Below are 11,365 nucleotides of genomic sequence, written 5' to 3' on the forward strand. Positions count from 1 at the left end.
GTTCCTTGATGCGGGCGATGCCTTCCTCGCCGCGCTCGGCCACGATGTCGGTCGCGCCGAATTCGCGCGCGAGTTTCTGGCGGCTCTCGTGCCGGCTCATGGCGATGATGCGCTGCGCGCCCATCTCGCTCGCCGCGAGCACGCCCATCAGGCCGACGGCGCCGTCGCCGACGACGACAACGGTCGATCCTTCGCGCACCTCGGCCGCATCCGCCGCATACCAGCCGGTGCCGAGCACATCCGAGACGGCCAACAGGTCAGGCACCAGGTCGGCCGGCGGAACCTCGGAAGTCGCCACCAGGGTGCCGTCGGCCAGCGGCACGCGGGCATAAGGCGCCTGCGCGCCCGACATGAACTCGCGTTGCACGCAGGAAGACTGGAAGCCGAAGCGGCAATGCGGGCAGGTGTTGTCGGAGAGGCAGAAGGAGCCGACGACGAACTGGCCGGGGCGCACGTTGCGCACCTCCGCGCCGACCTCGACGACGATGCCGCAATATTCGTGGCCCATATGCATCGGGCGATCGATCGGCTGCAGCCCGCGATACGGCCACAGGTCCGAGCCGCAGATGCAGCTCGCCGAGAGCTTGATGATGGCGTCCGTCGGGCGAAGGATCTTCGGGTCCTCGATTTCCTCGCAGCGGATATCGCCGGGCTTATGAAGAACAGTTGCGAGCATTTTGCTTTCCTTTTCGTTCGATCGGTGATCAGGCGCCGTAGTCGGCGTCGCTGACATGTTCCAGCCAGTCCACGACCTTGCCGTCCTTGACCTCCTGGAGGGCAATGTGGGTCATGGCCGTCTCGGGCGACGCGCCGTGCCAATGCTTCTCGCCGGGCGCGAACCAGACGACGTCGCCGGGGCGGATCTCCTCGAGCGGCCCGCCCTCGCGCTGCACGCGGCCACGGCCGGAGACAACGATCAGCGTCTGCCCCAGTGGATGCGTATGCCAGGCGGTGCGGGCGCCGGGCTCGAAGGTGACCTGCGCGCCCTGCACCCGCGCGGCATCGAAGGGATTGAAGAGCGGATCGATCCGGACCGTGCCGGTGAACCAGTCGGACGGCCCCTTGCCGGACGGCCTCGTGCCAGCGCGAAGAATGTCCATGGTGATCTCCTTTGCGTTCTCACATGCGTTCGATGCGCAGCGGGAACTCGCCGGGTATGTGCAGGGCCTCTTCGCCCCCGTCGAAGCGGCCGAGCCTGATCAGCCCGGGATGGCGGTAGTCGGCGTAGAACATCGCCAGATTGCCCCAGGACACGAAGTAGCAGAGGTCATAGGGCTGCTCGTTGCCGAACGGGCCGCTGCCCTCTTCGGTCAGCTTGCGCGGCAGATAGGCGATCTTCTCGTTGCGCGCGTAGTCGTCGATCGTGAGATCGAGCGGCAGCATGGAAAAGAAATCGCGTGCCGAAGGATTGTCGTAGAGCGTGGCCGTCATGGTTCGGCCATCGAATGTCATTCTGATCTTCATGTCGGCGGGTTCCTGGCTGGCCGGGCCCCTGCCCTGCTGGCTGCGGGCGCGCCGCGGCAGGAGCGTTGATGCGAGCGCGGCGCCGAGCAATGCGCGGCGACTGAGCTTGGGATGGCCGGTCGTCATGGCACGGCCCTCCCGCCCATGCGCGATGCGGCGAACGCGGCGAGCGCCGATCCGCAAAGCAGCGCCGCGCCGAAGGCAAAGGCTCCCCACCAGCCGACCGTGTCGAAAAGCGTGCCGCCGATCGCGGCGCCGCCGGTAATGGCAAGCTGGATGACGGCCACCTGCAACCCGCCGCCGGCCTCCGCGTCTTCAGGCAGCGTGCGGCTGAGCCAGGTGCCCCAGCCGACGGGCGCGGCCGTGCCGAAGAAACCCCAGACGAAAAGCAGCAGGGCCGTGGGAAGGGGTATTGCGCCGAGGGCGATGAGCGCGAGCGCAAGCACGGCCATGACCAGCGGAATGACGATCAGGATGCTGAACAGACGCGCGCGCAGCAGCCGGCCGATGCACAAGGTGCCGCCGACGCCCGCGAGCCCCATGACCAGCAGGATCGCCGAAAGCGTCGCGACGTCGACCTGGGTGACCCTTTCGAGGAAGGGACGCAGATAGGTGAAGAGCGCGAACTGACCCATGAACAGCATCATGACCGATGCCATGCCGACGGCGACCGGAGGACGGCCGAGAAGAGCCAGGCTGTTGCCCAGCCCCTTCCGCCGGCGCGGCGGGAGCGGCGGCAGGCTGAGCCACTGCCAGACGAGCGCCAGGAACCCGAGCGGCACGACCAGGAAGAACGCGCCGCGCCAACCGACATAGGCCCCAAGCAGGCTGCCCAGCGGCGCGGCAATGGTGGCCGCGACGGCGTTGCCGGCGTTCAGCATGGCGAGGCCCTTAGGGACCTGCTCCTCGGGGACGAGGCGCATGACGATCGCGGTCGACATCGACCAGAAGCCGCCGATCGCCAGGCCGAGCAGCGCGCGGCCGGCCATCAGGAACGCGTAGTTGGGGGCGAAGGTGACGGCAAGCCCGGACGCGATGAGAAGCACAGTGAAGCCGGTGACGACCAGCCTGCGATCGGTGCGGCGCGTCAGGCCGGCGACTAGCAGGCTGGTCACGACAGCGAAAATGCCCGAAATCGAGATCGCCTGGCCCGCCCGACCCTCGGTGATACCGAGATCGGTCGCGATCGGCGACAGCAGGCTGACCGGCATGAACTCCGAGGCGATGAGCACCGAAACGCAAAGCGCCATCGAGAGCACCGCCCCCCGCATGGCGCGGTCTTCGACAAGCCTTATGTCGTAAGTGATTTCCATTCGGGGGCATCCTTGCAAACGGGGCGCCGGAATCGGCCACGGCCGCCGCGACCTGCCCGGAAGATATTGCAGTGCAACCAATTCGATTAGAGCAGATAATCCGTATGGACTTATCGACCTGTGATATAAATCGACCAGGAGGTTCTCCATGCAGCGCGGCGACATGAAAGATTTGCTGTGGTTCCTGGCTGTCGCACGGGAGCGCAGCTTCACCAGGGCGGCGGCGGAACTCGGCACGTCACAGTCGACGCTCAGCCACACCATCAAGCAGCTGGAAGCTCGCCTCGGCGTTCGCCTGCTTACGCGCACGACGCGAAGCGTGGCGCCGACGGAAGCCGGCGAGCGGCTCTACCAGTCGCTCGCCCCACGCTTCGAGGAGATCGAGGCAGATCTCGCGGGTCTGGTCGCCTTCCGAGACAAGCCCGCTGGCACGGTACGCATCACGCTGTCCGACCATGCGCTGCAGACGACGGTCTGGCCGAAGCTCGAGCCGATGCTCTGCGACTATCCCGACTTGCGCGTCGAGCTCTACAGCGACAACGGCATGCGCAACATCGTGGAGGAGCGCTTCGACGCCGGCGTGCGGCTTGGCGAGAGCGTCGACCGGGACATGATCGCGGTGCGGATCGGCCCCGACTGGCGGCTGGTGGCCATCGCCTCGCCGGATTATTTCTCCCGCCGCCCAGTCCCGAGGACACCGCAGGATCTGGTCGGGCATGACTGCATCGGCCTGCGGCAGGCGACGTTTGGCGGGCTCTATGCCTGGGAGTTCGAGAAGAAGGGCCGCGAGCTTCGGGTCCGGGTCGATGGCCAGCTGACCTTTAACTCGACCCTGCCGATGATCGATGCGGCGCTAAGCGGCTACGGCATCGCTTATGTCCCGGAAAAGCTCGTCAGCCGCCACATCGCGGACGGGCGGCTGACGCTCGTGCTCGATGATTGGAGCCTGCCCTTTCCGGGCTATCACCTCTATTATCCGAGCCGGCGGCAGCTTTCTCCGGCGATGGCAGTCGTCGTCGAGGCGCTTCGGCATCGGAGTTGAGCCTGGGGCCGGGGGCGGCACGAGCGCCCAGCGCCTGGACGCCCATTGCAGGCTCAACTCGGCAATGCCCGACAAAAGATGCTTGACTCGCCCTGCCCCTTCCGGACAATTGCGTTGTCAGACATCTTACATACGAGAGGGAGGTTTCGTGAGGAGATTGATCGCTTGTTTCGCGCTGGCTGCCGGCGCGCTCGCATTCGTGTCGGCAGCGCGAGCGGGAGAAACCCTGGATCGCGTCACATCCAAGAAGGCCATGGTGGTCGCGACCAACAGCGGCTGGCCGCCGCAGAGCTTTCTCGACGAAAGCAACCAGTTGGTGGGGTTTGATATCGACGTCTCGAAAGAGATCGCCAAGCGTCTGGGCGTGGAGGTCAGCTTCGAGACGCCCGACTGGGCCACAATGACTGGCGGCCACTGGCAGGGCCGCTACGACCTCGGCGTCGGCTCGGTGACGCCGACCAAGGCCCGGGCCAAGGTGATCGATTTCGCCGGCATTTATTATTACAGCCCTTATGTTTATGTGGTCCACAAGGACAGCAAGGCGAAGTCCGTGAACGACCTGAACGGCAAGGTGATCGGTGTCGAAACCGCCACGACTTCGGAAGATTTCATCCGCCGTCAGCTGGAGATCGACGCTCCGGGCCTTCCGCCAGTCGAATATAAGCTGCAACCGGGCGAGATCCGGACCTTTGCCGATTCCATGCTGCCATTCGACGATTTGAGACTTGGGGACGGCGTGCGGCTCGACGCAGTCATCGCGCCCGAGCAGACCGCCCAGAACGCCATCAAGAACGGGTATCCGCTGCGCATCCTCGAGGGCGACTACGCCTTCCGCGAGCCGCTGGTGGTGATCGCGGACAAGGGTGACGCCGAGTGGACCACCAAGATCGGCGGCATCATCGACCAGATGAAAAAAGACGGCACACTCGCCACGCTGACCACCAAATGGTACGGCAAGAACTACAGCGCCGAATGACGTTCGTCGCGGGCGGCTTTGAAGGCCGCCCGCTCTCATGCGATTCATCATGACCTATCCCGACACTTATTATCGCCGCACGCTTGCCGACGAGAAGGTCAGACCACCTTTGGCCGGTCTGGCCGAATGCGACACGGTCATTGTCGGCGGCGGACTGGCCGGTCTGACGACGGCGCTGCAGCTGGCCCGCGCCGGGCGCGAAGTCGTCCTGCTCGAAGCCGAGCGCGTCGGCTTCGGCGCCTCGGGCCGCAACGGCGGCTTCGTCAGCCCCGGCTTCGCCACCGGCAGCGACAATATCGCCGCGATGGCCGGCACCGCGGCGGCACAGAAGCTGCACCGAGTGTCGATCGAAGGCGTCGAATTCGTGCGGCAGACGATCAAGGATCTCGACATCAAGGCGGCAAAGCCTCGCCCCGGAATTATCGGCGTGCTTCGCCATGACGGCGGCGCCGAACTGAAGGGCCACGCCGAACGGCTGGCGCGGGATTTCGACTATCCGCTCGAATATCTCGAGCGTGACCAGGTGCGCGCGGTGCTGCAGTCCGAGCGCTACTATCAGGGCCTGCGCGACCCCAACGCCTTCCACATGCATCCGCTCAACTATCTGCGCTCCGTCGCCGACGAGATCGAGAGGCTGGGCGGCAGGATCCACGAGGCGACGAGCGCCGTCGAGGCGAGACTCGACGGCCCGCAAAAGACCATGCGCACAGCAAACGGCGAAGTACGCGCGCGGCAGGCGGTGTTCGCCACCGGCGGCTACACAGGACGGCTGCTCGGCCAGTTGAGGCGGGCCATGTTGCCGATTGCGACCTATGTGATGCTGACCGAGGAGGCCCCGGAACTCATCGCCAGCGCCATCGCGACGACCGACGGCATAGGCGATAGCCGCCGCGCCGGCGACTACTACCGCGTCGTGGAAGACGGGCGGCGGCTGCTCTGGGGTGGACGCATCACCACGCGGGCCGCTTCGCCGGCAGCGCTGGCCAGGGAATTGCGCCGGGAGATGGTCGGAACCTATCCTCAGCTCGCTGCGCTCAAGACCGAACTCGCCTGGTCGGGGCTGATGGCCTACGCCCGGCACCTGATGCCCCAGATCGGACAGCTGCAGCCAGGCGTCTGGTATCTCACGGCGTTTGGCGGCCATGGCATCAACACCACCGCCATGGCCGGCAAGGTGGTGGCCGAGGCGATACTCGGCCAGTCGGACCGTTACCGGCTGTTCGAACGGTTCGGACTGACCTGGGCGGGCGGGCCGGTCGGGCTTGCCGCGGCGCAACTCACCTATTGGAAGCTACAGGCGCAGGATTGGTGGCGCGAACGCCCCCGCTGACCACAGGGAGATCGACAGGTGATCGGCAGACTGCTGCTCAATTATCCGGACGCCGCGCGTCGCATCGGCATGTGCCTGGCGCTCGCCGCGTTCGCTGCAGGCCTCTACGGGCTTGGCATCAAAGCCGACTGGATCGGCAAGCTGGTTCCGAGCTCCCTCGAATGGCTTGCCGCCAATCCCGCGGCAGCGCGGGGCGTTTCGGCGGTGCTGATCGCGCTGATCGCGGCGGCCAACTGGAAAGCCCTGCAGCAACTCGGGCGCAAACAGCAGATCGTGGCGGTGTGGATCGAGCTGTTCGTGTTGCTGATGCTGTTCTTCTATTCCTTCGACCTGTCGTTCTCTTTCATTGGCAGGAAGATCGGCTTCCTCGTCTCGCAGGGCGTGGTGACGACGCTCTACATCTCCGCCATTTCGATCGCCATCGCCACGGTCATCGCCTTCATCGGCGCCATAGCCAAGCTCTCCAAGAACGGCGTCATCTATGGCCTGGCAACGTTCTACACCTCGCTGTTCCGCGGGCTGCCGTTGCTGATGCAGATCTACATCATCTATCTCGGCCTGCCGCAGGTCGGCTACGTGATCGGGGCCGTGCCCGCCGGCATCATGGCGCTGTCGCTTTGCTACGGCGCCTACATGACCGAAATTTTCCGCGCCGGCATCGAAAGCATTCCGCGCGGCCAGACCGAGGGCGCCACCGCGCTTGGCCTCAGCCCCAACCAGACGATGTTCCTGGTGATCCTGCCGCAAGCGATGCGCGTCATCGTTCCCCCGACCGGCAACCAGTTCATCGCGATGCTGAAGGATTCCTCGCTGATTTCGGTGGTCGGCGTATGGGAGATCATGTATCTGGCGCGCACGCAGGGCCAGACCGAGTTCCGGCACATCGAGATGCTGATCACCGCCTCGATGATCTACTGGCTGCTGTCGATCGGGCTCGAATTCCTGCAGTCCCGCATCGAGGAACGGTTCGGGCGCTCGCTGAAGCGCTGAACTTCAGTGCGGCATTCCCTCCTGGGGGAAGCCGCCGAGATGGCAGCAGGTCAGCGCGGCGCGATCGCGGCCGCTTTCGAGACATTGCAACAGCGGCTTTTTGGCCAGCCAGGCGTGGAGAAAGCCGGCAATGAAACTGTCGCCGGCGCCGGTCGTGTCGACGACCTCGACCGGACGGATGCCGGTCTCGGCGCGCTCGCGGGCCGTCACCGCCATCGATCCCTCGGCACCGCGCATGACGACGGCGCAGCCTGCGCCGCGCGACAGAAGGTCCACCGCCATCGCCGCCGCGGCACCATAGGGTTCGCCGGTCGAGCAGAAGGCTATGCTCAGGCCCTCGACGCCGAGATTGGCCGGATCGGCGTTGACCGAAATGTCCTGCGAGACGCTGACGCCTGCCCGCGACAGGCGCCTGCGCAAGGCGCCGCCGTCATCCAGCCAGCCGATATGGACGTGATCCATCGCCTCCATGATGGCAAGTTCGGCCTCGTGCGGCGCGTATCCGGCGCAGGCGCCGAAATCCTCGGCGGCGATCAGCCGCTCACCTGACGGCAACACTTTGATGTCGGTCCAGGCGGTGTTGCGGTCGCCGACTCGCAGGTGGTCGACCACGACCCGATTGGCTTCGAGCTCGGCGCGGGTGCGCTCGCCTTCGGCGTCGCGGCCGACGGCGCCGAAATAGAAGCTCCTATTGCCAAGCCGGGCGAGCTGGACGGCGACGTTGAGCGCGTTGCCGCCGACCAGCGAGCGCCCAATCGGCAAGCCGAGGCGGTCAGTGCAATTGTCGCCGACGGCGGCAAATCGAAATTGAGCCGTCATATCCCCTCTGCTACGCCATGAAGCGCTGCCGCTAAAGGCACGCGCTCAATAGGCTACGCGTTTGTAGTAGCGGCGCGTCGTCAGCGGGTGGTTGCGGATTACCTCGAGATGAGCACTGACGCGGTCGAGGGCGGTGGCCAGCACGACCGGCGAAACCAGCGCGCGCACGTCCGCAGAAATGCCGGGCATCTCGAAGGCGGCCGTGTCGAGCACCGTCGTCTTGTCCGTGTAGTTAGCTGCGAAATTCTCCACCCGCTCGGCCAGCGGCCGGGCGCTGTCGTCGCCCTTGAAGAGAACAACGCTCACGTCTTTTTCCACCAGCTCCAGCGTGCCGTGGAAAAAATCGGAGGCATGCACCGGACGGGTCCGGATCCATTGCATCTCTTCCAGGATGCACATGCCGTAATACCAAGCCTGCGGCCAGACGTTCCCGGCGCCGGTTATGATGTGATAGTCGGAGGCGGCCAGTTTTTGGGCGAAGTCGGCGGCTTGCTTTTCATAGCTCCGCTTCACCTCCAGCAGCAATCGCGGCAACTGCGCCAGCTCGGCGAAAATCCGTTCGGATTCGGCCAGCTCGCCGCGATGCTTCAGCACCGAAAGCGCGATGAACAGCGACTGGAGGTAGAAGGACTCGCAGGAGGTGTCGTCCTCAGCGAAGTTGACGAAGACGTGGTCCCCGCCCCTGCCGAGCGGCGTCTCCTCATGCCCAACCAGCGCGATCACCGTCGCTCCGATCTCCTTGATCCTAGCCAGCAGCGCCACGCTTTCCTTGGTGGTGCCCGAGAGCGAAGGCAGCACGACGATCGATTTCTCGGTCAGGTGCACGGATTGGGCAAGCTGCAGCTCGGCAGTGATATCGACGAAGGCGGGAAAGCCGGACCGGCGCTGCAGCAATTGTGCGGCCGGATGCATCAGAATCGCCGCGCCCCCGGTGCCGAGGAAGAAGATGTTTTGAGCCCCGGCGGCGAGACATTGCGCAACGGCGGTTTCGATGCGCTCCCGCAAAGCCACCGCCCCCGATTGAATGCGTACAAACCGGGCTTCGTCGAAATTGAGCATCGTTCCCTCGATCGCTTCTGTTGTAAGACAACTGACATCTCAATGAGCGCATTTCAAGAGAAATTTTGCGGACCGGCTTCGGTCCATTTGCGTATGCAGCAAAGTCAGGCGCCACGACATGCCTCGCTTGACCTAGCCGCGATTGTCCGACAACAAAAGGAGAGTTGGCACAATGGGGATAAAGGACTTGGACGAGCCGCTTCGCGATGCGCGCACACTGGCGGTCCAGCTCCGCGACCGCCTTGCCGACCTGATCAGAAGCGAGGGGCTCAAGCCCGGCGACCGGCTGCCGACCGAGTCGCAGTTGACGCAGCGCTTCCGCATCTCGCGCCCTGCCCTGCGCGAAGCGCTGAAACTTCTCGAACAGGACGGCGCCATTTCCGTCACCCACGGCCTCGGCCGCTTTGTCACGGCGAACTCTGCCGTGCAGGTCGACCGGCCGATCACCATGTTCGAAAGCGTGACCGACATGTCGCGCCATTATGGCTACGACACCATCAACAAGGTTCTGTCGATCGCCGAGGAAACGCCCGATCCGGTGATCCAGCAGCAATTGCGGCTGGCCGACGGAGAGCGCGTCATAAGGCTTGAACGGCTGCGGCTGCACAACGACGTGCCCCTGATCTACTCGCTGGATTACGTGCCGCGCGGCCTTTTGCCCGGCCGCCTTTTCGACATCGAATGGAGTGGTTCGCTGCTCGCGCTGTTGGAGAAAAACCGCCATCAGCCGCGTATGTCGGCCGCCTCGGTTTCAGCCGTGACGCTGCCGGACGAAATCGTGCAACGCAACGACCTGCGCGATTTTGGGCCGGCGCTGCTCATTACGGAAACCTGTTTCGATGCGACCGGGACACCGGTCGTCTATGCCGCTGTCTATCATCGCGGCAGCCATTTCGCCTTCAGCTTCGCAAGGCGGTGACGCCCAACGCCGGCGATTCGGGCCGGCGACGGCGGTGTTCGCCGGGACGCTGCCGCACAGCCTTCGAACAGATCCTCTGGTGCCGGCAGTTGCACGCTGCGTGGCGGTTAGCCCGGCAGCGTGTTGGCGCGCAGATGCTTGTCGGCCCCGGTGGATCACCTCCCCACCGGATCTCGACAACGCGTAGAGCTGTTCGCGGTGGCCCGGCAACGAGAAGCTCACGGAATCCCGGTCGGCGGGGCGCATTTGGCCTGCAGCAAACCTGAGCCCCCGACGAGCCGCCTATCCCGGATCCTAAATAGATTGCGCTCAGTCTCTAAATGGCATATAGATTTCGTACGCAATCTAAATATGGAGGCCGATCATGCGCGTGAGCCGCATTCAGGCTGAGAAGAACCGGCAGACCGTGATCGACGTGGCCAGCCGCCTTTTTCGGGAACATGGGTTCGACGGCATCGGCCTCAAGGATCTGATGAAGGGTGCCGGGCTGACCCAAGGCGCCTTCTACAAGCAGTTCGCGTCGAAGGAGGACTTGGTCGCACAGGCTTCCAGACGGGCGGTGGAGAGTACGGCTGCCCGATGGGCGACGGCGACCGCAGCCACTCCCAGCGATCCGCTTGGGGCGGTGATGGCATTTTACCTCAGCATGGGCCATCGCGAGCAAAGGATGGACGGCTGCCCGGTCGCGGCGCTCGGCTCGGATGCCGCGAGACAGGGGGCCGACGTGAAAGGGTCGTTCGAAGCCGGCATCAAGCAGTATCTCGAAATCATCGGCCGGTTGATCGCCGCGACCGATGGCGAAGAGCCCAACAGCAAGGCCATGGCCATTCTTTCGACGATGGTCGGCGCGCTGACGTTGTCGCGCGTCGTCAACGACCCCGACCTCGCTCAGGCCTTTCTGGATGCGGCCACCGAACAGGTTCGCGACGCAGTCACGGCTTGAACGGCGCGGGACTGACGACCGGGATTGATAGGAGAATAGATGCGACGGATCGTTGTAACGGGCATGGGCGCGGTCACGCCGCTTGCGGCGGATGTCGAGACGTCCTGGTCGCGTCTCCTGGCCGGCCGCTCTGGTATCCGCAGGCTTGCGGACGAGGTGGTGGAAGATTTGCCGGCGAAGATCGGCGGCGTGGTTCCCTCCCTGGAAGAAGATCCCGAAGCCGGCCTCGATCCGAACGCTTTCCTGACTCCGAAGGATCAGCGTAAGGTCGACCGCTTCATCCTGTTCGCGCTGGCCGCAGCAGAAGAGGCGCTTGCCCAGGCGAGATGGAAACCGGCCTTGGAAAAGGATCGGGTTCGCACAGCGACGATCATCGATTCAGGTGTCGGAGGTTTTCCCGCCATCACCGAGGCTGTCCGGACCGTCGACCAGCGCGGCGTTCGGCGCCTTTCGCCGTTCACGGTGCCATCTTTCCTGGTGAACCTCGCGGCTGGCCACGTCTCGATCCGC

The 11,365-nt window shown here is 64.8% G+C and carries 13 protein-coding genes; 7 read left to right on the forward strand and 6 right to left on the reverse strand.

Annotated features, from left to right (window positions below; translation table 11 throughout):
• The 4 genes from EOA75_RS20285 to EOA75_RS20300 all read right to left on the reverse strand — a co-directional run.
• On the reverse strand, positions 1-676 hold a 676-nt coding region (locus EOA75_RS20285), incomplete at its 3' end, for an alcohol dehydrogenase catalytic domain-containing protein (protein ID WP_127324997.1).
• Between the two features lie 28 nt (positions 677-704).
• Complete coding sequence (locus EOA75_RS20290) at positions 705-1,100, reverse strand: cupin domain-containing protein (RefSeq protein WP_127215226.1); 396 nt, start codon at positions 1,098-1,100, stop codon at positions 705-707.
• Between the two features lie 19 nt (positions 1,101-1,119).
• Positions 1,120-1,590, reverse strand: coding sequence for a cyclophilin-like fold protein (locus EOA75_RS20295; protein ID WP_127215227.1), 471 nt, complete (start codon positions 1,588-1,590; stop codon positions 1,120-1,122).
• A complete protein-coding gene (locus EOA75_RS20300; RefSeq protein WP_127215228.1) occupies positions 1,587-2,777 on the reverse strand; it encodes an MFS transporter in 1,191 nt (396 codons plus the stop codon). The genes EOA75_RS20295 and EOA75_RS20300 overlap by 4 nt, the downstream gene beginning before the upstream one ends.
• Before the next feature lie 148 nt (positions 2,778-2,925).
• On the opposite strand from EOA75_RS20300, the gene EOA75_RS20305 reads away from it, so the two are divergent.
• The 4 genes from EOA75_RS20305 to EOA75_RS20320 all read left to right on the forward strand — a co-directional run bounded on the left by EOA75_RS20305 (position 2,926) and on the right by EOA75_RS20320 (position 7,115).
• On the forward strand, positions 2,926-3,819 hold the full coding sequence (locus EOA75_RS20305) for a LysR family transcriptional regulator (RefSeq protein WP_127324998.1): 894 nt from the start codon (positions 2,926-2,928) through the stop codon (positions 3,817-3,819).
• Positions 3,820-3,967: 148 nt separating this feature from the next.
• On the forward strand, positions 3,968-4,795 hold the full coding sequence (locus EOA75_RS20310; protein ID WP_245457011.1) for a transporter substrate-binding domain-containing protein: 828 nt from the start codon (positions 3,968-3,970) through the stop codon (positions 4,793-4,795).
• A gap of 49 nt (positions 4,796-4,844) precedes the next feature.
• A complete protein-coding gene (locus EOA75_RS20315) occupies positions 4,845-6,125 on the forward strand; it encodes an FAD-binding oxidoreductase (protein ID WP_127215230.1) in 1,281 nt (426 codons plus the stop codon).
• Positions 6,126-6,143: 18 nt separating this feature from the next.
• Positions 6,144-7,115: an amino acid ABC transporter permease gene (locus tag EOA75_RS20320; RefSeq protein WP_095801486.1), complete on the forward strand. Its 972-nt coding sequence runs from the start codon at positions 6,144-6,146 to the stop codon at positions 7,113-7,115.
• 3 nt (positions 7,116-7,118) lie between these two features.
• On the opposite strand, the gene EOA75_RS20325 is transcribed toward EOA75_RS20320, so the two are convergent.
• Both EOA75_RS20325 and EOA75_RS20330 read right to left on the reverse strand, forming a co-directional pair.
• The gene (locus EOA75_RS20325) at positions 7,119-7,934 is read right to left on the reverse strand and encodes a PfkB family carbohydrate kinase (RefSeq protein WP_127215231.1); all 816 of its coding nucleotides are present in this window, start codon (positions 7,932-7,934) and stop codon (positions 7,119-7,121) included.
• A gap of 45 nt (positions 7,935-7,979) precedes the next feature.
• On the reverse strand, positions 7,980-8,993 hold the full coding sequence (locus EOA75_RS20330; RefSeq protein ID WP_127324999.1) for an SIS domain-containing protein: 1,014 nt from the start codon (positions 8,991-8,993) through the stop codon (positions 7,980-7,982).
• Positions 8,994-9,180: 187 nt separating this feature from the next.
• On the opposite strand from EOA75_RS20330, the gene EOA75_RS20335 reads away from it, so the two are divergent.
• From EOA75_RS20335 to EOA75_RS20345, 3 genes are all read left to right on the forward strand, one after another.
• Positions 9,181-9,912, forward strand: coding sequence for a GntR family transcriptional regulator (locus EOA75_RS20335; RefSeq protein ID WP_067322033.1), 732 nt, complete (start codon positions 9,181-9,183; stop codon positions 9,910-9,912).
• A gap of 364 nt (positions 9,913-10,276) precedes the next feature.
• Complete coding sequence (locus EOA75_RS20340) at positions 10,277-10,855, forward strand: TetR/AcrR family transcriptional regulator (RefSeq protein ID WP_127216761.1); 579 nt, start codon at positions 10,277-10,279, stop codon at positions 10,853-10,855.
• A 39-nt stretch (positions 10,856-10,894) separates the two neighbouring features.
• The coding region (locus EOA75_RS20345) for a beta-ketoacyl synthase N-terminal-like domain-containing protein (RefSeq protein WP_281058540.1) at positions 10,895-11,365 on the forward strand (471 nt) is incomplete at its 3' end.

Origin of the sequence: Mesorhizobium sp. M1A.F.Ca.IN.022.07.1.1, assembly GCF_003997575.1 — a bacterium.
Classification (GTDB): domain Bacteria; phylum Pseudomonadota; class Alphaproteobacteria; order Rhizobiales; family Rhizobiaceae; genus Mesorhizobium.

What these genes read in the sequence shown, in the direction of transcription:
- EOA75_RS20295 (WP_127215227.1), bottom strand. Translation starts at nt 1,590, where the DNA reads ATGACGACCGGCCATCCCAAGCTCAGTCGCCGCGCATTGCTCGGCGCC.
- EOA75_RS20305 (WP_127324998.1), top strand. Translation starts at nt 2,926, where the DNA reads ATGCAGCGCGGCGACATGAAAGATTTGCTGTGGTTCCTGGCTGTCGCA.
- EOA75_RS20325 (WP_127215231.1), bottom strand. Translation starts at nt 7,934, where the DNA reads ATGACGGCTCAATTTCGATTTGCCGCCGTCGGCGACAATTGCACTGAC.
- EOA75_RS20330 (WP_127324999.1), bottom strand. Translation starts at nt 8,993, where the DNA reads ATGCTCAATTTCGACGAAGCCCGGTTTGTACGCATTCAATCGGGGGCG.
- EOA75_RS20300 (WP_127215228.1), bottom strand. Translation starts at nt 2,777, where the DNA reads ATGGAAATCACTTACGACATAAGGCTTGTCGAAGACCGCGCCATGCGG.
- EOA75_RS20290 (WP_127215226.1), bottom strand. Translation starts at nt 1,100, where the DNA reads ATGGACATTCTTCGCGCTGGCACGAGGCCGTCCGGCAAGGGGCCGTCC.
- EOA75_RS20340 (WP_127216761.1), top strand. Translation starts at nt 10,277, where the DNA reads ATGCGCGTGAGCCGCATTCAGGCTGAGAAGAACCGGCAGACCGTGATC.
- EOA75_RS20315 (WP_127215230.1), top strand. Translation starts at nt 4,845, where the DNA reads ATGACCTATCCCGACACTTATTATCGCCGCACGCTTGCCGACGAGAAG.